Origin of the sequence: Nocardiopsis ganjiahuensis DSM 45031, assembly GCF_000341085.1 — a bacterium.
In the GTDB taxonomy this organism is placed as follows: Bacteria; Actinomycetota; Actinomycetes; order Streptosporangiales; family Streptosporangiaceae; genus Nocardiopsis; species Nocardiopsis ganjiahuensis.
Map to the genome: position 1 here is coordinate 135,182 of NZ_ANBA01000009.1, position 26,613 is coordinate 161,794.

At 68.5% G+C, this 26,613-nt stretch carries 11 protein-coding genes and 1 pseudogene; 4 read left to right on the top strand and 8 right to left on the bottom strand.

Annotated elements, in window-relative coordinates; all coding sequences use genetic code 11:
• Positions 1 to 830: 830 nt before the first annotated feature.
• The gene (locus tag D458_RS0111870; RefSeq protein ID WP_026119218.1) at positions 831 to 2,969 is read left to right on the top strand and encodes an AIPR family protein; all 2,139 of its coding nucleotides are present in this window, start codon (positions 831 to 833) and stop codon (positions 2,967 to 2,969) included.
• Between the two features lie 968 nt (positions 2,970 to 3,937).
• Here D458_RS0111870 and D458_RS0111885 read toward each other — a convergent pair.
• From D458_RS0111885 to D458_RS33410, 4 genes are all read right to left on the bottom strand, one after another.
• Entirely contained in the window at positions 3,938 to 6,079 is a 2,142-nt protein-coding gene (locus D458_RS0111885) for a UvrD-helicase domain-containing protein (RefSeq protein WP_017586974.1), read from the bottom strand.
• Positions 6,080 to 6,132: 53 nt separating this feature from the next.
• A complete protein-coding gene (locus D458_RS0111890; RefSeq protein ID WP_017586975.1) occupies positions 6,133 to 7,719 on the bottom strand; it encodes a serine/threonine-protein kinase in 1,587 nt (528 codons plus the stop codon).
• A 330-nt stretch (positions 7,720 to 8,049) separates the two neighbouring features.
• Entirely contained in the window at positions 8,050 to 8,517 is a 468-nt protein-coding gene (locus tag D458_RS0111895) for an NUDIX hydrolase (protein ID WP_017586976.1), read from the bottom strand.
• 8 nt (positions 8,518 to 8,525) lie between these two features.
• The gene (locus tag D458_RS33410; RefSeq protein ID WP_193374610.1) at positions 8,526 to 8,966 is read right to left on the bottom strand and encodes a transcriptional regulator; all 441 of its coding nucleotides are present in this window, start codon (positions 8,964 to 8,966) and stop codon (positions 8,526 to 8,528) included.
• A gap of 106 nt (positions 8,967 to 9,072) precedes the next feature.
• On the opposite strand from D458_RS33410, the pseudogene D458_RS35455 reads away from it, so the two are divergent.
• Positions 9,073 to 9,171: pseudogene (locus tag D458_RS35455) on the top strand (DUF397 domain-containing protein); the annotation flags it as partial.
• Between the two features lie 152 nt (positions 9,172 to 9,323).
• Here D458_RS35455 and D458_RS0111905 read toward each other — a convergent pair.
• From D458_RS0111905 to D458_RS0111915, 4 genes are all read right to left on the bottom strand, one after another.
• Positions 9,324 to 12,494, bottom strand: a complete 3,171-nt coding sequence (locus D458_RS0111905; RefSeq protein ID WP_017586978.1) for a type I restriction endonuclease subunit R — start codon at positions 12,492 to 12,494, stop codon at positions 9,324 to 9,326.
• A complete protein-coding gene (locus D458_RS35460) occupies positions 12,491 to 13,813 on the bottom strand; it encodes a restriction endonuclease subunit S (RefSeq protein WP_204366898.1) in 1,323 nt (440 codons plus the stop codon). Before D458_RS35460 ends, D458_RS0111905 begins: the two co-directional genes overlap by 4 nt.
• Positions 13,810 to 15,819, bottom strand: coding sequence for a type I restriction-modification system subunit M (locus D458_RS0111910; RefSeq protein ID WP_026119219.1), 2,010 nt, complete (start codon positions 15,817 to 15,819; stop codon positions 13,810 to 13,812). The genes D458_RS35460 and D458_RS0111910 overlap by 4 nt, the downstream gene beginning before the upstream one ends.
• Before the next feature lie 67 nt (positions 15,820 to 15,886).
• Positions 15,887 to 17,953 (bottom strand): N-6 DNA methylase, encoded by a 2,067-nt coding sequence (locus D458_RS0111915; protein ID WP_017586980.1) that lies wholly within the window; start codon positions 17,951 to 17,953, stop codon positions 15,887 to 15,889.
• A 132-nt stretch (positions 17,954 to 18,085) separates the two neighbouring features.
• Between D458_RS0111915 and D458_RS0111920 the strand changes: the two genes are divergently transcribed.
• Both D458_RS0111920 and D458_RS0111925 read left to right on the top strand, forming a co-directional pair.
• A complete protein-coding gene (locus D458_RS0111920) occupies positions 18,086 to 21,502 on the top strand; it encodes a hypothetical protein (RefSeq protein WP_017586981.1) in 3,417 nt (1,138 codons plus the stop codon).
• The gene (locus tag D458_RS0111925; RefSeq protein WP_017586982.1) at positions 21,499 to 26,193 is read left to right on the top strand and encodes a DEAD/DEAH box helicase; all 4,695 of its coding nucleotides are present in this window, start codon (positions 21,499 to 21,501) and stop codon (positions 26,191 to 26,193) included. The genes D458_RS0111920 and D458_RS0111925 overlap by 4 nt, the downstream gene beginning before the upstream one ends.
• Positions 26,194 to 26,613: the final 420 nt, after the last annotated feature.

The window sequence follows — 26,613 nt, forward strand, 5'->3', positions numbered from 1 at the left end:
TTTCAACTGGGAAGAGAGAAGCCTGAACGGAAGTCTCATATCCCGCCGACTGATGGCTTGAGGCCGAACGGGCACCGTGGCACACGGGCGATCATTCCTCGGTGAACATCGTGTCCCGAGCCAGTTGGTCGCCCCCAAAGGCGCGAGCGTTCCCCCCGGTTGAGCTGCAACGCGAAGGCACGGGAGCGGTCGATGAACTCTTTCGCTGGGCCGCTGAGACCGTGTTCGGTGAAGAACGTGAGCCTTTTGTCCTCGACAGAGCGTCCGTATGGAGCTTCTCCCGCTCGGGCAGCCCAAGAGCCCGCGAACGCCGCCACCAGCGACACGGAAGATCCCTGAATTCAGCTCGGAGCGACCCTCGGACGCACGTACGTCACCAGAGCCGAAAGCGTTCAGCTGAGCCGCAACCACGTCACGCGGTCCGTCAGAGCCGACAGGCGCACCGGGCGGCGGCATCTGGTCGGCTTTTCGGCCCAGGCTTCCGTCCCCGGGGCCGGGACCACCGTCGGAGGTCCGGCGTTCTCCAGTCCTTTCGGATGGCTACCAGGGCATCGGCCAGCTCTGGGAACCTCTCCCGAAATGTGGCCTCGACCCGTTCGCAGGCAAAGAACTCACCCATGGCCGTACGCATGCTCGAACGCGCGGAGACGACCGACCCACGCCCATTCCGTTCCGGCTGGTGTCTTCCAGGCGCACGTCCCGCCAGGACAGTCGACCAGGACGACGGGCCGCTTGCCCACCCGGGAAGCAGCGATCAAAACAGCGGATCTGGAAGGAGGAACGCAATACCATTGAGCCGATCACACCCCCTCTGAACAGAGAAGGCGCCGATGCCCGGTCAGCGGCTGGCAGCTCCGCACAACGAACACGCGATTCGCCAGATCAAGCACGTTCTCGACCATGACTTCTCCCACTTGGTCGATATGAGTGATTATGAGAAGAAACAACCGGAGGAGCGCCAGAAAGCCCTGCACTCACGGTCCCTCGCCGCCCTAGCCGTACGCGGGCTCACTGGGTTGGACAACAAGGAGGCCACGGAGTGCCTCATCGACGGCCGTGACGACCACGGCATCGACGCGATCGCCGTGTCGGAGACAGCCAGCAAGATCTGGTTGGTCCAGTCGAAATGGGACAAACAAGGCCGAGCTGGCCTGAAACAGGGCGAGGCCCTGAAGTTCCTTCGCGGCTGGCGCCTGCTCGAGAACCGGGAGTTCGACCGGTTCAACAAGCGGATCCAGGGGATGGCGGACAAGATCAACACCGTCCTACTCGATCCCCACACCCGTGTGCACTTCGTGGTCGCCATGACAGGGGACAGTGAGTTGCACCCCGACGTCTCGGGGGTCTTCGACGAGGTGTTCAACGAGACCAACGGCTTCGGGTTGACTCTGGACCTACAGGTCATGGGGACGCACATACTGTGGGAGCAGATCCGAGCCGAGCAAGCTCCCGAGGACGTCCCTATCACCGCGACCATGCGACAGTGGATATACGTCAAGACGCCGGTGGAGATGTACCAGGGCATCGTCTCCGCGGAGCAGGTCGCCAAGTGGGTCGGAGAGGCCGGGAACGACCTGTTCCACCGCAACATCCGCGCCTCTCTCGGGACCACCGACGTCAACGCGGGCATCCTGGCGAGCCTGGCTTCAGACCCCGAACACTTCCTGTTCTTCCACAATGGCATCACGGTGATCTGTCGGTCCCTCCAGACCGCGTTCCCCGGCCCGCGTCGACCCAGCGAACCCGTGATACTCACCATGAACGGGGCCAGCGTGGTCAACGGCGCCCAGAGCGTAAGCACGTTGCACCGGGCGTTGCAGGATCACCCCGACGCCCTTTCCGAGGCCGACATCAGCATGCACGTCATCTGTGTCGACGACCCCTCCTCGGACCTGCCGTCACAGATCACCGACACCCGTAACCGCCAGAACCGGGTGGAGGAACGAGACTTCGTCGCCCTCGATGAGACGCAAGCACTCATCAGGGAGGACTTCGGAACCATCGACAAGTTCTACAGCTACAAGCGAGGGGAGCCCGACCCCGTTCCCGAGCAGGGCTGCTCGGTGGTGGAGGCCTCCCTCGCACTGGCCTGCGCGCACCCGAACGTGAAACTGGCCGTCCGTGCAAAGCAGAACGTCGACACCCTGTGGGAGCGGGGGACCGAGGGCGCCTACCCGATGCTGTTCAGCGGGCAGCCGAGCGCTTCACAGATCTGGGGTTCGGTCCGTCTCCGGCGAGCTGTGGGCGACTGGCTGCACCAGATCGGCAAGGATCTCAAAGGACGCGGTTCCGACGTGGCGGACCGCGGCGACCTGCTCGTCACCCACCTGGTGTTCCAGTCCATCGGCCGCAAGGATATGGGCGCGGAAGAGTACGACTGGGAGGGAACCCTCGCGAGGGCGGAGAACATCGTGGACTCCGTGTTCCCGAGGCTGCTCCACCACATCGACACGGAGTACGGGCCCGATTCCAAGGCCTCGCTCACCCGCACCCTGTCCGACCCCGCACGGTGCCGCAAGCTGACCGACCTCGTTCTGCGCGATGTCCGGTCGGACGCCCCAGTGCCAGCCATCGATGATGACTACCGTCTGAAGAAGGGCCAGCGCAAGCGCAAACAGCGCCGTCCCAACAGTGCGGCAATCCTGCTGAACGCGGGTGTGCTGCACAGCGGCACCCGGCTGGAGTTCCGTCCCACCACTTCCACCGAGGAAGAGGCGATGAAGGACTGGCTGGCGCAGGACCCGCGCCGTGCACAGGCAACATGGACGACCGACCGCAAGCAGACGTTGCTGTGGGAGGCGGACGGGAGGCACTACTCCCCCACCGGCCTGGTCATGCGCATGTACGAGCTGGCTGGTTGGGAGAACTCCCCGGTGGCCGTTCAGGGGCCCGCCAAGTGGCACATCGCGGGGAAGTCAATGGCGGCGCACGCGGAATGGATCTTCGCCGAAATCGGGGATGCGGAATGAGCCGTCCCAGGGTGGAGCGGCAGCGACTGCTCCGCCCCGGGGCGCGGTGATCAGCACTCGGCGGTGACAGGCTCGGGCCGTGGGTCCAGGAGAAGGGGCAGTTTGGCCGGTTCCTGGGCCCGGGTCGGACCGGTTGCTGCGACCACCCAGAAAGGTCCGTGCCCCTACCACCACGGCCGCCCGCTGAGGATCAGCAGCTGTGTGCTGACGGAATCAGGTTCTCGGGTCATACAGGTCGTACGGTGGCCCCGGGGCCGGGATTCCGCCCAGACCCCGGAGGAAGTTCCGAACAGGCACTCTGAACAGGCGTCCTCCATCCAGCCCGATGCAGAGGGCGTCAGCCAGGTCATCATGCTCAGGGGTGAGTCCGCGTTCGTAGAGCTCGAACATCAAGGTGCGCCGCAGACCTTGATGGGCCTCACTCAGGCGTGCCTGGCCAACGTCTCGCGCGATGACCGCGCGTAGTCCGGCCGCGCTAGCTGTCCGAAGGGCCTCGCCCTTCCTCGACTCATCCGGCGGCTCGCCCTGTCCAGGCCCCTCAGGTTCCATTTCCCTGTGCACAACTGCCTCTACAGAAGAGGGTTCGTTCGGAGCTCCGTTGGTTGCACAGGCTCTCTACTCCGCTCCAGGCCCCATCAGTTCGGGTGGCAGCGGCTGAGCGTGGACCGCCTATAGAGACTGGGTACAACGGGTCAGGGCCGCGTCCAGAGGTCCTGGCCCGACCTCCCCTTCCTGATGATCGCGGCAGGTTCAACGCCAACGACGTGGTCGAACTCAAGACCGTTGACCTCCGTGGCGCTCGACACCGCTATCCCTGGTGCGTCTCCGACTCCGACGACGGCTTCGGCGGCTTCCTCAGTACCGACGAAGAGTCCGACGTCATCGGGGTGATGACGGCAACTACCCGCTGTTCGCCCAACTGGGTACACAGTTCCCAGCTGGTGTGCTTGTGAGGTCCGGTACGGGGTTCATGCGATACCGGCTTCCGTCAGGAACGGGCTCGGCTTACCGTGCCAGGACACGTGCAGGTGGTCGCGGGCCCTCGTGCAGACCACGAAGAGCAGGCAGCGTTCGGACATCATGTCCGCCTTGTGCTGGAGCTCGTCCACCTCCACGGGGGTGATGGCCTTGGGGTTGGGTACGGCCCCGTCCGAGACGCCCAGCGCGGCTATGCACCGGAACTCCAGGCCCTTGAGCGAATGCATCGTGCCCACCCGCACGCCCGGGGTTTCGTCATCGGCCTCGCGCAGCGCGCACGTGGCGATCCCGGCGTCGGTCAGGGCGGCAACGGCCTTCTTCCCGACCCAGCCGGCGCGGACGGCGACCGCCACCGAGGAAAGCTCGATCCCCGCTTCGGTCCAGTCGCGCACGTGCTGCACGAGCGCGTCCAGTTCGCCGTTCAGGTCATCGGCCGCGTACGTGGTGGGCTTGGGTCCTTGGAGGGCGGACCGGTACCCGGCCAGGGACTCGGTACCGCCGTCGGCCAGGGACTCCACCTTCTCGCCGTCCAGCAGGGGCCGGGCCCAGGTGAGAATCTGCTGGGTGCTGCGGTAGTTGCGGCGCAGCCGCTGCGAGCGCCCCACCACGTTGATTCCGAGCGCTTTCAGGGAGACCTTGGCGTCGTAGATGCGCTGGTGGGGGTCGCCTCCGATGAAGAGGTCGTCGGGCGCGGGTGCGACGGCCGCGCGCAGGAACCGCCACTGGGCGGGGTGCAGGTCCTGGGCCTCGTCCACGACCACGTGCCTGAAGCGGGGCCCGCTCTCCTCCAGGGCCCGGGCGGCCAGGTCGCAACCGCGCAGGTGGGTCTGTACCCTGTCGGCGTCCAGGCCCTCGGTGAAGGCGGCCATGGCCTTCCACACCCGCTCGCGCTGGCCGCCGGCCGGCAGCCGGCTGCCGCGACCGCTGCGGGTGGCGGCCTGGTACTGCTCCAGGGTGTCCAGACGTTGGGCGAGGACGACGTGCCGGTACTCCTGCTGGAGGAACTCCGCGGTCCACTCCAGCCCCTGCTCCCTGACGATCCCGCGCCAGCGGTCGAGCTCCTGGAGGTCGCTGGCGAAGCGGGAGGCGCGTCCGCCGTTGGCCTCGGTCAGGACCTGGCTGGCCTGGGCGTTGACGGTGCTGATCGTGATTCGCTCCAGCGAGGCCTGGTCGTCCACGAGCTGGCGGATGCCGGTTCCCAGGGCCGTGGCGAGGGCGTTGGTGAAGGTGGTGAGCAGGATGCGCTCTTCGGGGCGCAGGTAGGTCAGCAGATGTTTGACCCGGTGCATGGCCACCACGGTCTTGCCGGTGCCCGGGCCGCCGGTGATCTGGTAGCTGCCGGGGTAGCTGGCCTTGTAGGCGACCTTGCGCTGGGCCGGGTGCAGGAAGGTCCGCCAGGCGGCGAAGGGCTGGGAGAGAATGTCCTCCAGCTCGTCCAGGCCGGAGACCAGGCGCACCCGGGTGGGGGTGTTGCGGATGGCGGTGTCCAGGTCCGTGCTGACCGCACCGGAAGGGCGGTGGGCGACGATGTCGCGCCAGACCTCCTCCACGGTGAAACCGGCGGCCAGGTACTGGAGCACCTCAGCCTGGTCCTCGGGTAGGAACGGGACGATGTCGGCGAGCTCATCTGCGTCCACGGCGGTGCGGGCGGCCCGCAGCACCCGGTCCCCGATGCCCAGGGCGGTGAGGTCCCCGTCGGAGACGCGGGCGAACAGGCGCTGCTCGGGGTCGGTGGGAGCGGCGCGCTCCTCCAGGTCGGGGGTCAGGCGCTCCAGTCCTTCGGCGTCCCAGATCTCCACCGATCCGGTGAGCCGGTTGACGTCCGCGTCCTGTTTAACGGCATAGTCGTAGGCGGGGTCGTGGTTCATGACCTTGAGCAGCAGATAGCTGTCGCCGCTCTCAGGGGCGAGTACGACCCCCCGGTAGAAGTTGTCCACCTTGAAGGTGAAGATGCTCCGGCTGCGCCTACCCGAGGGCGGCTTGAAGTTGAGGCCCTTGTCAGCCTTGAGCTCGGCGTGGGTGAGGAGGCTGAACTTCTCCATGGCGAGCCGCACGTTCCTGCGCGCCGACGGGGGGAGCTCGTCGTACTCACCGCTCTCGAAGAACTGCTTTCCCAGGGCGAGTTGGGGCATGGAGGAGGGTCTCCTTCTGACTGGGTCTGCTCGGTTCTGGCTGGGGACCGGGCTCAGCCGCGGTCGTGTCCCAGTCTGCCCAGGAGGTCGGCTACCTGGAGGGTTTCGGGGGCGTTGGGGCCGTAGGCGGCGCGCAGGTCGGAATAGAGCGGCCGCAGTTCCGCGGCGGCGCGTTCGGCGTCCCCCGAGCGCAGGCGCCACATGGCCATCTCCAAGCGCAGGTCCAGGGCGTCCTCGGAATGCTCCCCGTTGGCTGCCCTGATCCTGGTGAGAACTTCCTCGGCGGCCCGCAGGGCCCGGGTGGTCTCGCCCAGCTGGGCCATGCAGTAGGCGGCCTGCTGGCGGCAGAGGAGTGCGCGTTCGTCGTCCTTTCCGGCCTGGCGTTCGAGGACGTCGGCGAGGGTCGCGAACTCGGGCAGGGCCCGGCCCGCGTCGTCGCCGAGGACCAGGGCGGTGGCGCGCAGCAGGCGCAGTTCGACGACCTGCGCCGACTCGGTGCCCAGCACGGCGGAGGCGGGTTGGATGACGTCGTCCAGGACGCCCACGGCTTGGGCGAACCGGCCCTCGCCGATGAGTGCCTGGGCATGGCCGTCGGCCTCGGCCAGTTCCCCGGGAGCCAGCCCCGGCACCGCCTGTCCGGTCGGCTCGACCAGTGTGGGGGGCAGAGCCTGGGTCGGAGCGGGGACAGCCGCCTTGGGCCGGGGCCCCATGGGGTGCCGGTAGGGGCGGGTGGGGTCCGGCAGTGCCCCTGGGGGCAGGGGGTCGTCGGGGGTGAAGGGGTCGGACTGCGGCAGGTGCGGGACGAGGCGTTCGTAGACGTCCTGCGCGGTGGCGGGCCGGTCCTCAGGGTCCTTGGCCAGCAGAGCCAGAACGAGCCGATCCAGGTCCTGGGGCAGGTCCGGGCGGTGCGCGGACGGCGGCCGCGGCTGCTCCTCCACGTGTGCCCGTTGCAAGGCGAAGGGGGCGTAGCCGGTGGAGAAGACCTTCCGGCCGGTGAGGGCCTCGTAGAGGACGCAGCCCAGTGAGTACAGGTCGCTGCGCGGGTTGACCCCTCCGGCCAGGACCTGTTCCGGGGGCATGTACGCGCAGGTCCCCAGCTGGCTGCCGGTCATGGTGATCCGGGTCGTGTCGGTGCGCAGGACGGCGGCGATGCCGAAGTCCAGAACCTTGACCGTCCCGTCGTCGGCGACCATGACGTTCCCCGGTTTGAGGTCGCGGTGCACGACGGGGACGGCGTGGGCATGGGAGAGCGCGGCGCAGATCTGCGCCGCCACGGCGACCGCCGCTTCGACGGGCATCGGCTCAGGGTGGTGCTCGTTGATGACGTCGCCCAGGGGGACCCCGCGCACGAGCTGCATGACCAGGTAGAGCAGCCCCTTGTCGGTGTCCACGGTCGCGTCGTAGACCGCGGGCACGTTGGGGTGCTCGATACGGGCCGTGATGCGCGCCTCACGGCGGAACCGGGCGGCCATCTCCGCGTACTTGCCGGGTTGGTCCACCAGGTCTGGCCGGATGACCTTGATCGCGACCTGACGGTCGAGGACGGTGTCGTAACCGCGGAAGACCTGCCCCATCCCGCCAGTACTGATCGGCTCGGTGATCTCGTAGCGGTCGGCGATCCGCTCGGGTGTGGCGTGCACCGGGCCCCATTCCGCCTCGGGCGCGGCCCCGCCCACCCCGGCACGGCCGCGCGGCTGTCGCGTTCTCCGCTGGCGATCCTACGGGGGCGTGGGGCCGCACTGGCGGCCGATGGTCCCCAATCGGACACTCGGCCTGCGGAACCGGTCGGGGAGTGCAGGGTACACGCCTGCCCGCTGGACGATACAGGCGTGGACCCGTCCCCCGAACACCCCTTTCAGCTCCCGACCGGTTTCGAGGACGGTGCGGTGGCTCCCGCTCCTGGTGGAGGGCTTCCTCTGCCGTGAGGGGTGGGTACGGCCGCGCCACCCGGGGTGTTCCGCACACCAGGATCAGCCCGGGTGGGCGACGTCCTCCCTCAGCGCGTGCCCCACCCTCAGGCGCTGAGTGTGGTGCATGTCCAACCCGTCGATCTCTCCGGCGGTGAACCAGCCCGCCTCGTGCGACTCGTCGCTGACCGCGAGCCCTCCTCCGACCACTCTGGCTCGGAAGCACACGTTGAACTGGCGGCGCACCTCCCCGTCGCTGTAGGCGATCACGTGCCTGGCGTCGGTGTAGGTGCCCACCAACCCCGTCACCTCCACCTGGTAGCCGGTCTCCTCGCGCACCTCCCGCACGGCCGCCTCGGGGAGGCTCTCGGTCATCTCCATCGCCCCACCCGGCATCGCCCACAGCCCGTTGTCCACCCGCCGCTGCAACAGCAGACGCCCCTCGTCGTCGACGACGGCCGCGCTGGCCGCCACCACCAGACTGTTGGGCACGGGGGCGTTCGGGTCGTCGTAGTACTCGCTCCTGGCCATGTGCTGATTCACTCCTCAAGTGGTCGGGCCGTGCGCCATACGGCGTCCATACTGGCGGCATAGGCGTCGAATATCCCCCCGGGAGCCCTACGTTTCAGCCGCAGCAACGGGTTGCCGTAGGCGTTGACCCCGTACAGGTGCGTGTTGGCGTACATGTGGTCATCGGCCCGGTAGAGCGAGTTGTAGAACGTCGTGGAGTGCACTCTCACTGCGATTCCCGGAGTAGCTGTCAGGGGCCGGTAGTGCATGGCGGCCAGGTGGCACCGGGACTGGATGCCGTGGCCGAAGCTCTCCTCCTCACCGCGTACACGCACGGCCTCGCAGTCGGGGTCTCCGATGAGCACACGCACGCGAACGCCGCCCTCAGTCCTGTCTCTGAGCAGGTCGTTCCAGCCGGGAATCTGTTCGTGGAGGAACAGGGCCGCGTAGACATCGAATTCCTGGACCACACAGCCAAGGCTTTGGAAAAGGAGTAAGAGATGCAGCCGCGCACCCAGCACTGGTTCAAGTCCAGCTACTGACAACTGTGTTGAGGTAGCGGGCAACTCAACGGGCGCAGCTGTCCGGGACACCAAACACCGGGAGCTGGGCGCGCTCTTCTTCGGCGCTGACGTGCGGCAAGCCTTCATCGGCACCGCCAAGAAGGACGCCTGAACCTCCCCACCAGCCCGCTCGCCAACGGTCCCGGTCCTGGAGCACTGTCAGTGGTCGCCGCTCAGCCCGGGGACAGCACCAACATGATTCGGCCCCACCTGCTGCAAGCCAGCGAGCGGGGCCGAACCCGTAGTGGACCAGGCGAGCGAGGCTCAGACAGTGCTGAGGCCGTTGCGCTGGCGCAGCAACCGGTAAGCAGCGCGGCTCATGGCCCGGTTGATGGAGCTCTGGAAGTCCTGCTCGCCGAAGTAGCGCTCGGTGAACTCGACCCCGGTCTCGTACCGCTCCATCACGGCCTCCTTCATCGCCGGCTCGAAGGCGTGGCGGAAGGCTCCCTCGTCGTTGTTGACGGCGGCCATCTCCACGTCGGGCTGGGCCATGACCGATTGGAAGCGCTCCTCGATCATGAGCCGGTCGGCCTCGCTGAGTTCGTGGCCGAAGTGCTCGTTGAAGACCTCGATGATCTCCGAGAGCAGCTCCTTCTTCGCCTCGTGGGCGCCGCCCGTACCGTCGGAGAATCCGGGCAGCTCCTGGTCACCCTCCGCCTGGAGCCGCAGGTCGTCCTCCCCCTTGCGGAACAGCTTCAGGTGGCTGAGGTCGATGTCTCCCAGGTCCACCCCGCCGTCCTTGCGGGCGGGCAGCATCCGCAGCAAGAAGCGCCCGTAGAGGTAGAGGCGTTCCAGTTCGGCGTCGGGGTAACGCATCACCTGGGACAGGAAGGCGTACTTGGTGACGTAGTCGTTCAGGTCCACCCGGAACTGGTCGGCGTCGTCCCGATCCGCCTCCTCTTCGCTGTTCTGCAACATGGCGAAGCGCTCCGCGGCCGTGCCGGTGAACCGGGTGAGCTCGGGGTGGTTGCGCAGGTCGTCGGCCCCGGGGTCGGCGTCGAGCCGGTGGAAGGCGTCGGCGAAGCCCTGAAGCTCCTCCTTGACCAGCACGTTCACGTCGTGCATGACCCGGTGGGCGATGGTGTGCAGGATGTCGGGGTCGGCTTCGGCTGTCACCGCCTGCTCGTAGTAGGGCAGGAAGGAGGCCCGGATCTCCTCGCCGTCGTTGACGAAGTCCAGCACCCGCAGGTCGCTCTGCGACTTGAGGGGGTGGGTGCGGTTGAGCCGGGACAGGGTCTGTACGGCCGCCACGCCCTTGAGGGACTTCTCCACGAACATGGTGGTGAGCAGCGGCTGGTCGAAGCCGGTCTGGTACTTGTCCGCCACGATGAGCAGCCGGTACTCCTTGCCGTTGCGCGCGACAGCCGCCGGGTCATCGGCGCGGGTGGCGGCGAAGCGCTTGGGCAGCTCGCTCTCGGAGAAACCGTTGATGCTGTGCTCGGTGACCTCCTCACCCGCTTTGTTCTTCAGGGAGCCGGAGACCGCGAGGAGGGCACCGGGGTCGGGAGCGCCGCTGTCCTTGAGGTAGCTGCCGACAGCCTCGTACAGGCGCAGGGCGGCCTCCCGGGAGCGGGTGACCACCATGGCCTTGGCCCGGCCGCCCATCTGCTTGCGGGTGACGGCGTTGAAGTTCTCCACGATGGTCTCGGCGTGCTGGGCGAGCGTGGAGTCGTGCAGCAGCGCGAACCGGGCCAGCTCCGACTTGGCCTTGCCGGCGTCCACCTCGGGGTCGTCGGTGTTGCCGTTGAGCAGACGGTACTGGGTGCCGTAGGTGATGTAGCTGCGCAGCGGGTCGAGGATGAAGCCCTCCTCGATGGCCTGGCGCATGGAGTAGGTGTGGAAGGGCTCGTACTTGTCGGTGGCCTCGTTGCGGACGCCGAACAGGTTGAGGGTCTTGTGCTTGGGGGTGGCGGTGAAGGCGAAGTAGGACAGGTTGGCGCTGCGGCCCCGGAAGGCGGCCGACTCGCGCAGGGCGTCCTCGGTGGACTTGGGGGCGGCCTCGACGGCGGTCTCTTCCGTGTCGTCGTCGGTGTCCAGGCCCAGGTCGCGCAGGGCCTTCTTGACGTCCTTGGCCGCCTCACCGCTCTGGGAGGAGTGCGCCTCGTCCACGACGATCGCGAAACGGCCGCCGCGGATCTCCGTGGGCTCGCGCCGCAAGTAGTCCAGCAGGGCGGGGAAGGTCTGGAGGGTGACGACGATGATGCGCTTGGAGGAGGTGGACAGCGCCTCGGCGAGCTGGGCGGACTTGGAGCCGCCCTTGCCGCCGATCCGCCCCACCAGACCTTCGACCTGGGAGAAGTCGCCAACGGTCTCCTGGAGCTGACGGTCCAGGACCGAGCGGTCGGTGATGATGACGGTCTTGTCGAAAACGGGGTTGTTGGGTTCCAGGCCCTTGGCAACGGCGGCCGGGTCTATCAGGGCGGGGTCCGCGGGGGTGTGCAGTGAGGAGAGGCGGTGGGCGAGCCAGGCGATGGTGTTGGACTTGCCGGAACCGGCCGAGTGCATGACCAGGTAGTTGTGCCCGGCGCCGTGGCGGGCGGCATGGCCGACCAGGCTGCGCACGGCGTGCCACTGGTGGTAGCGGGGGAAGATGACGGTTTCGCGCCTGCGGCCCTTGTCGTCCTTGTCGCGCTTGACGTGGACGAATCGCTCAAGGAGGTCGAGCCAGTTGTCGATGCCCCAGACCTGTTCCCACAGGTAGGCGGTGCGGTAGCCACTCTGGTCGGGTGAGGAGGGCGGGTTGCCCGCACCGCCGGTGCGGCCGGGCCCCTCGGAGCCGGTGTTGAAGGGCAGGAACCGGGTGTTCTTTCCTGCGAGCTTGGTGGTGAGGAAGACCAGCTCGGGGTCGACGGCGAAGTGCACGAGGGTGCGCTTGGTGAATAGCAGTTCGCGCGGATCACGGTCGCGGGCGTACTGGTGCTTGGCGTCGTTGACGTTCTGCCCGGTGAGGGGGTTCTTGAGTTCGGCCGTTGCGACGGGCAGACCGTTGACGAACAGCACCAGGTCCAGGGAGCGCCCCTGGTCGCCGTCCTTGGCGGCATAGCGCAACTGCCGGATGACGGTGAGCCGGTTGGCCTCGTACTCGGCGAGGGCGTTCTCGGCGATGGTGTGCGAGGGCTTGAAGTAAGCGAGGCGGAACTTCAGGCCCTCGATGGTGACGCCCTGGCGCAGGACATGCAGGGTGCCCTCGGTGTCGATGCGTTTGGCGAGGGTCTTGGCGAAGGTGGCCTGGGCCTTGTCGCTGGAGCCGCCGCAACGGGTGACGAGTTCCTCGAAGGCGTCGGGCTGGGTCGCGCCGAGGAAGACGAACAGCTCAGAGGTGTCCAGCGCGAGTTCGGGGTCGTAGTGGTGGTTGGCGCCCTGAGACCAGCCACGCTCCAGCATGGCGGAGACGATGTGGTCCTCGAAGGTTTTCTCGTCGTAGACGGGGCTCATGACACATCAGCTCCTCGCACGGTGGGGACGTCGATCCGCCCGGTAACAGCTGCGGTGATCAGTGCGCGCTTGCGCTCTTCCAAAAGATCAATTTGGCGCTGCACAGCATCAGCAGCACGATCAATACGTTCATTCGCTTCACGGATGCGCTTAACGATTTTTCGCTGTTCATCGATTCCAGGGAGTGGAATTCGAAGCATCTGAAGATCAGGAACGTAGATGGTCTTGTGCGTTGACCCCATAGCCAGACGCCCAAGCAAGTCCGACCGCATAGCCCTCAGACACCACAAAAGGTAATAAGGATCCAACCTCGGACCACAAGTCCACGTAACAAAATCCTGACTGGTCGCCATATCAGTTCCCATAACCGCAGAATAACCTGCTGACGCCGTGCGACATAGAACCACGGTCCCCTTGGGGTGAATTTCAGCGGCACTATTCTCAAGGCCGAGCTCACTGATGCACTCCCTGGTTTCATGAATCTCTTCACGACGGTCATCCCGAATCTGGGATACCTCACCCGTCGTAATCCATGGAATCGAGCAGTCCTTCCACCACTCCGAATTTGACCTACTTGGTGTATGTCCGCTTCCCATCCGCGCAAGCAAACCCAAGCGCACTTCTTGCCAAGCCTTCGGAGTACGATCCAGCCAAGGAAGCATGGACGCCCCCAAGGCACCCGACCCCGAACCAGACACTTGATGGAAGACGTTGGCAACACGCCTTTCTAGAAGAGTCTTAATCCCTTTCCTTCTCGCCTTCACAAGCGTGTCGGTACGACCAACCTCAGCATCAAGGAAGTCAGCAATTCTCCTCTGTTCTTCAAGAGGCGGAAGAGGAATGACAGTCGAGGCCAGGCGCTCGCGACTCAACTCAATCTGATTCGTCGAGCCAACTACCATGGAAGAATACATGAAATCATAGAAATGCGAACTGCCCAGTACGTAGTACGCGTAGCGTGCCAGCATTTCGCTTTTTCGCGCACGCACAACAGTCACATGTCCATCAGCGATCGCCGGACGGCCATCTTGGGAGCCTTCAAAGAATCCGACCCTACCTAGGGTTCCCGTCCCAGTTGAGTTAATGATGACATCCGAATTTTCCAGAAAGCCTTTTATCTTCCCGGGGTCCAACGATGTCCCGTGAAACTTTCCTTTAGCCCAGTCCAGGTGGCTTCCACGGTTGACCGCTTGGTTCACAACATGAACCGGACCATCGTCCACGTAGTCTGGAGCCGAGCCTCGCCCCAGGAAGTTGGTGACCAGCTTCAGCGGAGAAGCCCGCCACCCTTCCGGAATACTCGCAAAAAAGCTCGTCACTGGGTCACCTCACCAAGCAGTCGCTGAATCTCAGCCTCAAGCTCCTTAAGATCGGCGTCGATCTCCTCCAGCGGCCTTGGTGGCGCATACACATAGAAGTGCCGGGTGAAGGGAATCTCGTAGCCGATCTTCGTCTTCACAGGGTCCACCCAAGCGTCGGGCACATGTGGCCGGACCTCGCGCTCCATGTAGGCGTCGATGTCCTCGTCCAGCGGGATGTTCTCGAAGTCGCGCAGGTCCGGGTCCGGCTCCGGCTCGCCCTTCTTCTTCTGCACCTCGCCCTCGGCATCGCGCACCGACACCGCGTTCCACACGGCCTTCATCACCGGAGTCGACGGCTTGGAGAGGCCCCCCTCAGCGAACGCCTGCTGCATACGGTCCGCGAACTCCGTCTTCTTGAAACACGGGCCGCCGCCCACCAGCGACCTCAGCGCGTCGACCAGTTCCGCCTTCTGCTCGTACTTGGCGGTGGTCTTCCCCTTCTCCAGCGCGGCTGCCAACTCCGCCAGGGTCTCCTCGGTGACCTCGAAGCGCAGCTTCAGTGGCCGCTCGACGGTGATGCGCTGGTAGCCGAAGTCCTCGTTGCGGAACACCTTCACCTTGCCGTGCAGCGGGTGTTCTGGGTCCTCTGCCACCCCTAGTGCGTCCGCGTACAGCCGGGTCAGCTCGGTGATCTGTTCGGCGCTGATCTCCTTGCGCTTCTCCCCCAGGGACTTGCGCATCTTGGTCCAGTGATCGCGGGCGTCGATCAGCTTGACCTTGCCCTCGTGGGCCCGGTCCTTGCGGTTGGTCAGCACCCAGAAGTAGGTGGAGATGCCGGTGTTGTAGAAGAGCTGGTCGGGCAAGGCGACGATCGCCTCCAGCCAGTCGTTCTCCAGAATCCACCTACGGATCTCGGACTCGCCAGAACCGGCGGCCCCGGTGAACAGCGGGGAGCCGTTGAAGACGATGGCGATACGACTACCGCCCCGCTTCTCCCCCTCCTCGTCGAGCTTGACCGGCTTCATCTTGGAGATCATGTGCTGCAGGAACAGGAAGGAACCATCGTTAATACGCGGCAGCCCAGCCTCGAAGCGGCCCGAGGACCCCAGCTCGTGCTCGGCCTCGACCTCGTCCTTGACCTTTTTCCACTCCACGCCGAAGGGCGGGTTGGCCAGCATGTAGTCGAACTTGCCGTAGCGGTGCCGGTCGTCGCTGAAGGAGTTGCCGAACCGGATGTTCTCGGGGCTCTGGCCCTTGATCATCAGGTCGGACCGGCAGATCGCCCACGACTCGGGGTTGAGCTCCTGGCCGAACACCACCGGTTGGGCGTCGGGATTGAGCGCCTTGATGTGGTCGTGCATCTCGGTGAGCATGCCGCCGGTCCCGCAGGCCGGGTCCAGGATCTCCTTGATAACACCGGGCCCGCGCAGGGAGTCCTCGTCGGGGGCCAGCAGCAGATTGGCCATCAGCTTGATGACCTCTCTGGGGGTGAAGTGCTCACCGGCGGTCTCGTTGGAGATCTCGGAGAACTTGCGGATGAGCTCCTCGAACACGTAGCCCATCTGCACGTTGGAGACCCGCTCCGGACTCAGGTCCAGGTCGGCGAACCTGCCCACCACCCGATAGAGCAGCCCGGCGGCGTCCAGGCGCTGGATCTGGCGGGGGAACTCGTACTTCTCCAGCACCTCGTAGGCGTTGCTGGAGAAGGCGTGGATGAAGTGCCCGAGGTTGTTGGCCGCCTGGGAGGGGTCGGCCGCGATGCGCTCGAAGGTGAGCGGACTGGTGTTGTAGAAGCTGCGACCGGACGCCTTGAGCAGGAACTCGTGGTGGACCGGCTTGCCCTTCCACTTCTCGTGGGCGGCCAGCACCTCCTTCTTCTTGGGCTCCAGGACGCAGTCCAGGCGGCGCAGCACGACGAACGGCAGGATCGCCTTGCCGTACTCGGACTGCTTGTAATCACCGCGGAGCAGGTCGGCGACCGACCAGATGAAGCTCACCAGCTCCTGATGGGTACTCGAATTCACCGAAGTCCTTCCAAAGGGGTGTGCGGCGCAGGGGTTTCGCAACGGGGCCGGTTCAAGTCTGTCTGATTCACGGGCTTGCAGTGACCTCTTCCGTGGCTCGTGTAGCCGCCAGAGGCGGCGGCGCCAGCAGGCCCGCCCGCAGCCCGCTGGTGAGTCGCTCCCCCAGTTCCCCGGCGGCCTCGCGGGCACGGTCGAGATGGACGTGGAACTCGTGCAGTTCGCGGAACGCGGCACCGTAGCGCCGCTGCTCCTCCAGGGGCAGCAGGGGCACGCCCAGCCGTCGCAGGTCCACCCGGACGATCGTCGAGCCGAGTCCGGCACGGCGCAGGTTGTCCTCGTCCTCCAGGAAACCTGCCAGGAACCAGGGGTCGATGTGTGCGGGATCGGGTCTGAGCAGGTGCAGGTTGGCGCCCAGTACGGCTCCGGCGTCGGTGTCGGAGACCACCCGGGAGCGGGACGGGCCGCGCCTGGCCAGGGCCGAGGGCACGACCACGTCACCGAGCCGGATCTCCACCGGCTCCCGTGTCTGCTCCCCGTGCTCCGGTTCGGCGGCGAGGCGTCCGCTGGGACTGTCTCCGCCCAGGACATCGGACAGGGTCAGCACGCGCGGCCCGGTGCCCGTGTCGTCCTCTGTCGAAGGACCCGTGCCGGAGGCCGGAGCCCGGTGCAGCACCAGCGCACCGGAACGCGCCAGATCGGCGACGGTGGTGATGCGCCACTCCCCGGCCTCCCGTGCGGCCCACCCCTGGCCGGGCGCGGAGGTGCTGGTGTCCTCCAGGGCGCGCAGGAGTCTTCGCCGCGCTTTGCCGGCCCACCTGTGCGCCTCCTGCCCGCTCACCTCGGGTGCGGTCACGGGCAGGTGGCGCTGCGGGGTCAGGTCGACCGCGTCGTCCAACAGCTCGACCACCGGTACGGCACCGCAGAACCCGGGCACGTCCGCCGCCTTCTCCGATGCGTCGAGGAAGGCCCGCCAGGCACCGCCCACACCATCGCGCAGCGCCTCCCAGTCGAGGGGGAGGCGCTCCTCGCCCTCCTGGCCGCTCCCCGCGTCCACGAAGAAAACCCGTGCCGGCGCGGCGTCCGCGGCGGGCTGCCGCAGCACCCACAGGTGCAGTCCCACGTGCAAAGGGGCCGCCGCACCGGCGGGAAGGCCGATGACCGCCGACAGCGCGCCCCGGCGCAGCAGTTCCCTGCGGATACGGCGGCCCGGGGGCCGGGACGCGGCGGCCGGGGGCATGAGGACGACGACCCGGCCGCCGGGGCGGGTGTGGGCCAGGCAGTGCTGGACCCAGGCCAATTCGGACTCGGACCGGGGCGGCACCCCGTAGGCCCAGCGCTCGTCGTAGGCGAGCCGGTCGGCCCCCCAGTCCCGTTGGTTGAAGGGCGGGTTGCACAGCACCGCGTCGAAGAGGCGGTCACTGAAGGCGTCGGCGGTGAGGGAGTCGCCCGCGGCGATCCTGCCGAGGGCGCCGCTGGGCACCAGGCCGACCAGCGCCTGGGCCAGGCGCGCCATGACCTCCCCGGCCTCCTGCCCGTACAGGCCCACCGCCCCGTCCCGCGAGGCGGTCCGCAGCAGGGTGCCGGTGCCGCAGGCGGGGTCGAACACCTCGGCGCCCCGTACGTCGGCCAGGTCGGCCATCAGCCGGGCCAGAGGCTCCGGGGTGATGTGCGCCTTGCCGCCCAGTGAACCCAGGTAGGCGGCGTGCAGGTGGCCAGAGAGCTCTCGTGCCCGCTCCGGGGTCCGGGCGGCCCCGCGCACCGCGCTGACGAGTCCGGGCCCGCCCGGGTACGCGCCCAGCCGTTCCTCCGCCGCTCCGGCAACCGGGGGGTCACCCCGGCTCAGGCAGAACAGCAGCTCATGGACAGCGGCGACGGCTTCCCCCAGGTCAGCGTTGCCGTCGTCGACCACCCGCATCAGCTCCCAGACGCGCTCGTGGGGTGCCCGTTCGGGCATGCGGTCGCTGCGCGCGAGCCACTCCTCCACTCCGGCGCGATCGAAGAGCGCCCTGTTCCCGCTCCCACCGACCGGCTGCGGGAAGTCCTCGTGGCGCCGACGCCAGTTACTGACCGTGGTCCGGCTCACCCGTGCGATCCGGGCGATGTCGGCCGCGGTGACCTGCGGTGACTCCGCCATCGAGGTCTCCTTTCGTCATCCTGAGGACAGTACACCACATCAATATGCGGGTTGACAACGTTTTCATGCATTCTCTATGTTGACTGCATCGGTGATGTTACCCAGCGCCAACGACACCCCCTGGAGCCGGCCATGTCCATGCCCCTTCCCCTGCCCTTCGAGCAGGAAGAGCCCCGGTCAGACCCCCGAAGGGTCACACCCCGGCAGCTGCTCGACATCCGGGAGAGCGAGTGGCGGCCCCGGTTGGAATCGGTCTCCCTGATCTCCGAGGCCTCCCTCAACCAGCGCCAGCTCGACCAGGCCGCCAGGGCCCTCGGGGCGGTGTTCTCCGAGCAGATGGACGTCTATCTGCGATCCGGACTGTCCCGGTGGCCCGCCTGCACCGCGGCCGTCACCGTGGGTATCGCCACCAGCCGCTACTCCAGCGGCACCTTCTGGCCCCCGCTGTGGGAGATCACCGAAGTCCCCGCGGCCCGCCAGGACAGCGGACAGTGGGGCGACGACCTCCTCCGGTCCCTGGAGATCCTGGGAGCGGACACCTTCCCGGACATGACCCAGAAGTACGTGGGCCCGATCCTGATGCACTCGGGCATTCCCACCTACTGTCTCGGCGACCTCTTCGACCTGCTGCTGCACCGGGCGGCCGTGGCCCCGGGTACGGACGCGCACGGACTCCACCAGTGGGCGGTCGCGGGCCGGAACCGGATGAAGGACCTGGACATCCCGGCCCAGCGCTTCCTCTCCACCGGCGGCGACTACGCCCTGGAGACCATCGAACGGTGCATGCACCTGCTCGACTCGCTCCGCGAGGACTCCGACACCAGTGCCCGTGAAGCAGGGCTGCCCGAGCGCTTCCAGGGGCCCGCCCTGGAAGCGCTGGAGCGCGCCGCCTCACGGGGCTCCCTGCCGCAGCACACGGCCGCGGGAGCACACCGCACCCGCACCGCGCGGCCCCGGCTCCACCTGGACCCCTTCGTGCACGGCGTGCACGTCGTCCTGCCCACCGCGGAGGGCGAGGACGACCTCGACGTCCTGTGGGAGGTCACCACCGACGACGGCACCCGCACGGTGCGGGCCCGCCACCGCTGGGGCGTCGGCACCGCCGAGCGGACCGTGTTCGCCCTGCCGCGTCCCACCCGTGCCGTGAGCGTGGCCGCTCGGGGAACACAGGTGCGGGAAAGGCTGGATCTCATCGACCCGCACGACCCGCTGCTGGTCTTCGACGACGCGGGCGCTCTGGTGGGCGCGGGGCAGGCCCTGCCGCCCGGGCCCGTGTGGGTGCTGCACCCGAGCGCGCAGCCGCTCGCCCGCTCCGAGTCCGCCGAGGATCTCGGAGAGCACGACGTCCCCTACGGCTGGGAGGGGTGGACGCTGCTCCGGCTGCGTCTGCGCCGCGACGACTGGATCCGGCTCGGCGACAGGCCGGAGGACACCCGCCGCGTCCAGGGCCGTGAACGGCCCCGGCTGGAACTCACCGACCCGGTCATCGGGGTGACCACGGCGCACGGGGCCCCGGTGCACGCCAGGCGGCCGCACGTGATCCTGCCCGAGGCGGAGGGCACCCCGGTGCAGTGGCGGGTGGAAGTCCGCTCCGTGGAGGAGGGACGCGTGCTGTCCCGGACCCGAGCCGAGTCCGGCACCCGGGTACGGCTCTTCGACGAATACGACTCACCTGTCGTGGGAGCCTTCACCGTGCACGTGCGGGGGCCGCTGGGCCGCGGCCTGACCCGCCAGGTCACCGTCGCCGAGGGGTTGGCGGCGCGGCACACGCCCGCCGTACGCGTGCTGGAAGGGCGGGGACTGGTCAGGGCGGAGACCGTACTCGATCCGGCGGACGGTACCGAGGCGGAACCGTCTCAGCTGTCCTTCGGCCCGGCGGAGACCGCCCGCCAGGCGGTGGTGCGGTCGGGGACCTCGGTTCTGCCGGTGGTGGTCGAACCCCCGCACCTGCGGGTCCTGGCCACCGGCGAGCGGGGACCGCAGTGGCGGGCCGAACCGCTGCGGATCGACTCCGAATCCGTGGCCGAGACCGGGGACCTCCTCCTCCGACTGCCCGAAGGCGGATCGCGCCCCGGTGAGCTGTGCGTGATGCAAGGGGACGAGATCGTCCAGCGGGTGCGTTCCGGCACCAGCCTCGGTCCCGGCACCCACCGCTACCCCCTCGGGCAGATCGTGGAGACAGCCCTGGCACGGCGCCACCTCAAACTGGTCGTCGGGTACGGCACGGCGCCGGTCACCGTGGCCCTTGTACGGCCCCGGCGGCTGGCAGACCGGGCCGAACTGCGCGACGGTGTCATCGAGTTCGACGGCTTCGCCGGTATCGAGGACGTCACCGCCGCCGTGTACGCGTGCGGCGCGCCCTGGCGGCCTCCCGTGGTGCTGCCGGTCAGCGCCGAGGGCCGCGTGATCCTCCCGGACGCGCTCCGCGATGCGGGGGAACTGCGTGTCCTGCTGGGGGTCGAGGACCCGTGGTCCATCAGCGAACACCCGCGCTGGCCCCAGCCCTGGGACCCCAACGTCCTGGTCTGCGCGACCCCGGGCCGCCCCAGGGGCGCCGACGCCGACGAGGAGCGGCTGTGCGCGGCCTTCGCAGAGGGAGAAGGGCTGGACACCCTTCCGGTGTCCCACGACAACGCGGTACGCCTGTGGCGGGTGCTGGGGACCTCCGAACCCCTGCTCCGATCAGGGGTTCCCGCAGAACGGATCGAGGCCTGCGCCTCGGCCCTGGGCCGCGCGCCGCTGCCGGCGCTGCTGGCACACGGCGGGGCCGACCTGTCAGCGCAGGAGAGTGTGTGGGCACTGATCACCGGAGGGCTCGCGGCCGCCCCCGTCGGGCAACGCGTTCCCGCACGGCGCGCGGCCGAGCTGTGGCACCGGCTGCCCGCCGCGGCGGCACTGGCCACCAGCGACCTCCTGCCCCTGATCGGCTCGGATCCGGAAGAACCCGAACACGCCGAACTCCTGGAGCAGTTGGAAGAGCACTGCGGCCCCGTGGCGGCCGCCCTGCTCCGGGGCGAGGCCGACCCCGCCGCCGGTTCGGGCCGCTTCGACGCCACCACCGAGTTCCTGGCCCGTATGCCCGACGACCAGGTCGCCGCGATCTGGCAAGCGGCCCGAGTGGTGCCGCGCGCCCTGTTGGACGAGGACTCGCGCACGCAGGCGGCCCTGGGGCTGTTCACCGAACGCAACCGGTCCGAGCTGCACCGGCTGCGCCACAGCGCCTCGGACATCATCACGGCCACCCTCCACCTGGTCAAACGGATCCCCGAGACCTACCGGCGCCCGGCGCTGGCCCTGTTGGAGTCCCGCCACGCCCCGGGGGCCTCCCGGTGGCGCAACCTGCCCGCCGCCTCATTGGCCCTGGCCGTGGCGGCACGGCTGGCCGCTCGCGGCGTGCGCTCGTGCGCCTCCCTCGCGCGGGGCCAGCAGCAGGTCTGGGGGGACATGGCCCGCTGTGCCCCCGACCTCGTCCGTATCGACATCGTCCTGGCCGAACTCGCCCTCGCCGGGGCCGAACGCGCCCACTTCACCAAGGAGCCCAGCCGATGACCTCCCAGATCGACCCCATCGACGTGAGCGCGATGATCAGCGACAGCTACCGCCGCTACCTGCGCTCCCTCCTGCCGGTGCGCGACCCGGCACTGGCCGGGGCGCTCGCGGAGCAGATCAACGAGAGCGAACTGCTCAGCAAGGGGCCCCTGCTGGAGGCCACGCCCGCCTACGAGACCGGCCGCACGCCGCGCGAACTCATCGCCGAGGGAGTACTCAGCACCGGGTTCGACTCGCCCACCGGGCCCGCCGTCCACCTGGACCGCCCCCTGTACACCCACCAGGAGGAGGCGATCCGCAAGGCACGCCGGGGACGCAACCTGGTGGTGGCCACCGGAACCGGGTCCGGCAAGACCGAGAGCTTCCTGCTGCCCGTCCTCAACGAACTCCAGGAGGAGCACGAACGCGGCGAACTGGGCCCGGGCGTGCGGGCCATCCTGCTCTACCCGATGAACGCGCTCGCCAACGACCAGCTCAAGCGGCTACGGGAGAGCCTGCTGGCGCACAGCCCGCACATCACCTTCGGCCGCTACACCGGGGAGACCAAGGAGACCGAACAGCAGGCGCTCGATTCCTTCCGGGCCCTGCACCCCGGGGCGGAACCGCCGCCCAACGAGTACCTCAGCCGCGAGCGCATGCGCAGGGAGCCCCCGCACCTGCTGCTCACCAACTACGCGATGCTGGAGTACCTGCTGCTGCGCCCCGCGGACCTGGACCTGTTCGAGGGCGAGCACGCCGGGCACTGGAAGTTCATCGCCCTGGACGAGGCGCACGTGTACGACGGGGCCAAGGCCGCCGAACTGGCGATGCTGCTGCGCCGGCTGCGCGACCGGGTCGCCCCCGGCCAGAACCTGCGGTGCATCGCCACCAGCGCGACCGTCGGCGACGACCCCGGCGCGGTCACCGGGTTCGCCGAGCGGCTCTTCGACGCCCCCTTCACCTGGGACGAGGGCGACCCCGAGCGCCAGGACCTGATCCGCGCCACACACCGGGACACCGTGCCCGACCTCACCTGGGGTCCGCTGTCCGCCCTGGACTACCGTGCCGTCCGCAGCGCGGACGACCCGGGGCGGGCCCTGCTCTCAGCAGCCTCCCGGCACGGCGCGCAGTCCCCCGACCCGTTCGCTCTCCTGGCCGGGGAGAAGCGCCTGCAGCACCTGCGCGTCCTGCTGGCCCGGGGCGGCCCCCAGCCGCTGAAGACCCTGGCCGGGGAGTTGTTCGAAGCCGTCCCCGACACCGCCGGACCTGCCGAGGGCCTGACCGCCGAGGACCGGTTGCGGGCCCTGGCCGACCTGGTGTCCCTGGCCAGCACGATCCGCGACGGCGACGGGAACCCGCTCCTGTCCGCCCGCTACCACCTGTTCACCCGGGCCACCGACGGCGCGTTCACCTGCCTCACCGAGCAGGGTCCGCACGTGTCGCTGGCACGGCACGAGAACTGTGCGACCTGCGCCGCGTCCGCCTTCGAGATCGGAGCCTGCAAACGCTGCGGCGACCTGTACCTGGTCGGCAGCATCGAGTCCGACGGGACCGGGACCCGGCTGCTGCCGCAGAGCCCCCACCAGAAGGCCCCCGACTGGCTGCACCTGGGCAGTACGCCGATCACGCTCGACGACGATGACGACACCCTGGAGACCGCCCCCAAGGTCAACCCGCAGACCCGCTACCTGTGCGCGGGCTGCGGCACCCTGTCGGACTCGCCGACCGGCGCGTGCGCGGTCTCCTGTGAACAGCGGTCCCCGCGTGAGGTCCGCCTGATCAGGTCGCGGGGCGACAAGGCCGCACGCTGTCTGAGCTGCGGTGCGCTCGGAAGGCACACCCTGCGCCGATTCGAGAGCGGCAACGAGGCCTCCGCCGCGGTCGTGGCGACCGCCCTGTACCAGGCGCTGCCCGAGGACGCCGACGAAAAGGTGGCCGACCAGCCGGGAGGGGGACGCAAACTCCTGATGTTCAACGACAGTCGGCAGTCAGCGGCGTTCTTCGCCCCCTACCTGGAGACCAGCTACCAGCACTTCCAGCGCCGCCGCCTCATCCTGGACGGCATGCGGGACATCCACGACCCCGACGACGAACTGCGGGTGGACGACTTGGTCGACGCCACCGCGCGGACGGCCAGGAACGCCGGCCAGTTCGACCGGAAGGTGTCGAAACGCCAGCGCGCGGCCACGGTCGCCCCCTGGGTGATGAGCGAACTGGTCAGCACCGACGACCGGCAGTCGCTGGAAGGGCGAGGGCTGCTGCGGGTCGGCCTGTCGCGGCCCGAGGGAGCCCGCCTCCCCGCCGCCTTCACCGACCGGCTCGGCTTGGCCGAGGACGAGGTCTGGGACCTGTTCGGGGAACTGGTGCGCACCCTGCGGCAGCAGGGCGCGCTGACCATGCCCGAGGACGTGGCCGCCGACGACGAGGTGTTCGCACCGCGCCTGGGTCCGGTCTACGTGCGTCAGACCGGGTCCGACCGCGCGCGCAAGGTGATCAGCTGGCTGCCGACCTCGGGGCAGAACAGTCGGTTGAACTATCTGAGGCGGCTCTTCGAACGGTTGGGACTGCCAGAGGACCCCAAGCTCCCGGCCCTGGTGCTGGAGAAGGTGTGGGACCTGCTGCGCGGAACACCCGACGGATGGCTCGTCCCCTCGGAGGTCCGGGTGCTCGGGACTGTGTTCCAGGTGGACCACGAGAGCCTGGAGCTGTCCCTGGTCACCCCGGAGACCGCCCCCTACCAGTGCGACAGCTGCCGCCGCCTGCACCCGGTGTCGGTGCGCGGCGTGTGCCCGACCATGAACTGTCCGGGGACCCTGTCCCCCTACGAGATCCCCGACCCCGACAAGGACACCGACCACTACCGGCACCTGTACCGGACGCTGAACCCGGTCCCGCTCACCGCCCAGGAGCACACCGCGCAGTGGTCGGCGCGTGAGGCCGCCCGTATCCAGCAGGAGTTCGTCAGGGGCCGGGTGAACGCGCTGTCGTGCTCGACCACCTTCGAGCTCGGTGTGGACGTGGGCGAACTCCAGTCGGTGTTCATGCGCAACATGCCGCCCACCACCGCCAACTACGTACAGCGAGCGGGCCGGGCCGGACGCCGCTCCGACTCCGCGGCCCTGGTGGTGACCTACGCGCAGCGCCGCTCCCACGACCTGTTCCGGTACCAGGAACCCGAGAAGATGATCGCCGGCCAGGTGCGCGCCCCCTACGTGCCGCTCGCCAACGTGCGCATCGACCGCAGGCACGCCCACTCCGTGGCGCTGGCCGCCTTCTTCCGGCACTGGTACCAGGAGACCGGCGAGTCCTGGACGAGGGTCGGGCAGTTCTTCCTCCCGGGAGAGGAAGGACCCGCCCCGGTCCAGCGGGTGGCGGAATTCCTGTCCCCCGTGCCGGAAGCCGTCACCGAGGCGCTGCTGCGTGTCCTCCCGCCCGAGGTCGCCGAGGCGATCGACGTGGTTGGCGGGGCCTGGGCGGGCGAACTCACCGAACTGCTGGAGTCCTTGCGCCTGGAGGTGGACCAGGACGTGTCGGACTTCGAGCGCCGCCGAGTGGAGGCCTTCGAGGCCCGCAGGGACGGGTTGGCCGAACGCTTCGGCAAGACCATCAGGACGGTGGTGGAGCGTTCACTCATCGGCTTCCTCGCCACCCGCAACGTGCTGCCCAAGTACGGCTTCCCGGTGGACACCGTGGAGCTGCGCACCCACCACTCCGGCGAACCGGTGGGCAGGCAACTGGAGCTGGCGCGGGACCGGAGTTCGGCCATCTACGAGTACGCGCCGGGCGGTTCCATCATCGCGGGCGGCAAGAAATGGACCTCCGCGGGCATCTACCGCCTCCCCGGCAGGGAACTGCACCCCCACCACTACCGGGTGTGCACCGAATGCGGCTTCTACGCCGAGTCCAAGGACCCGCTGGAGGGCGTGTGCGGCTCCTGCGGCGCGCTCGCCCGGGGCGGCCGGACCAAGTACGTCATCCCGGAGTTCGGGTTCGTCGCCGACACCTCCGTGCAACCGGCCGGGACCACACCGCCGCAGCGCTCCTGGCACGGGTTCACCAGTGTGCTCAGGCTCGCCGCCGATCCCGAGGACCACTCCTGGCCGCTGCCCGGTGGTGGTGAGGTCCTGTGCCGGGCGGGCAGCAGGGGCGAGCTCGTGGCCATCTCCGACGGCCCGTCCGGGCAGGGTTACCGGATCTGCGGCTGGTGCGGCTGGGGCAGGGGGACCGCGACCGGCAAGGTGCCGGACGAGCACACCAACCCGATGAAGGGCACACCGTGCGCAGGACCGCTGTCCCACCTGTCGCTGGCGCACCGGTACGAGACCGACATCGTGGAGATCTCCTTCGGCGGCCGACTGGACGTCGGGCGGGCTTCAGAACAGGTCCGTTACTCCCTGCTGTACTCGCTGCTCGAAGGCGCCTCCTCCACACTGGACATCAGCAGGGACGACATCGACGGAGCGACCTTCCGCAGGGCGGCGGGCACGATGGCGCTGGTGCTGTTCGACACGGTTCCCGGAGGTGCCGGGGGCGCCACCCGGATCGCGTCGGCGTTCCCCCGGGTCCTCGAAGCGGCGCGCGCCCGCGTCGGTTCCTGTGACTGCGGCGCGGAGACCTCCTGCTACGGCTGCCTGCGCAACTACCGCAACCAGCACTTCCACGACCGGTTGCGCCGTGACGCGGCGATCAGCGCGCTGGACGCCCTGCTATGAGAGACGGCGGGGTGCCCGTCCCGAGCGGTGGCGGGCGCCCCGCAGGGGTGGGGCCCAGCAGGGGCACGCAGCGGAAGCCGGACCAACGACCGGGAGGAACAACCGTTCCCGGAGCAGGCAGTCGGCTTTTCCACCTGTCCTTGTCCGCAACATCACTGCCACCCGAAAACTTCGTTCTCCGACAGGGCTGAGGCTGTCAGCGCAACGTCTGACCGTGCGGACGTCCCACGGGCACCGGCCGCCGCCCTCTCGAGGTGTCCACCGTGTACAGGCGGGCCAGCAGACGGCGCACCACCGGGTGGGCGTCATCCACACCGCTGCGCTCACGCCAGGCCAGGAACAACCCTCCAGCGGTGAAGGTGCGTGCGTCGGCACGCGAGGCTCCCCCCTTCGGCGGGGTGAGCGCTCCGATCCCCGGCC

What these genes read in the sequence shown, in the direction of transcription:
- D458_RS0111870 (WP_026119218.1), top strand. Translation starts at nt 831, where the DNA reads ATGCCCGGTCAGCGGCTGGCAGCTCCGCACAACGAACACGCGATTCGC.
- D458_RS0111885 (WP_017586974.1), bottom strand. Translation starts at nt 6,079, where the DNA reads ATGCCCCAACTCGCCCTGGGAAAGCAGTTCTTCGAGAGCGGTGAGTAC.
- D458_RS0111895 (WP_017586976.1), bottom strand. Translation starts at nt 8,517, where the DNA reads ATGGCCAGGAGCGAGTACTACGACGACCCGAACGCCCCCGTGCCCAAC.
- D458_RS0111905 (WP_017586978.1), bottom strand. Translation starts at nt 12,494, where the DNA reads ATGAGCCCCGTCTACGACGAGAAAACCTTCGAGGACCACATCGTCTCC.
- D458_RS0111915 (WP_017586980.1), bottom strand. Translation starts at nt 17,953, where the DNA reads ATGGCGGAGTCACCGCAGGTCACCGCGGCCGACATCGCCCGGATCGCA.
- D458_RS0111920 (WP_017586981.1), top strand. Translation starts at nt 18,086, where the DNA reads ATGTCCATGCCCCTTCCCCTGCCCTTCGAGCAGGAAGAGCCCCGGTCA.
- D458_RS0111925 (WP_017586982.1), top strand. Translation starts at nt 21,499, where the DNA reads ATGACCTCCCAGATCGACCCCATCGACGTGAGCGCGATGATCAGCGAC.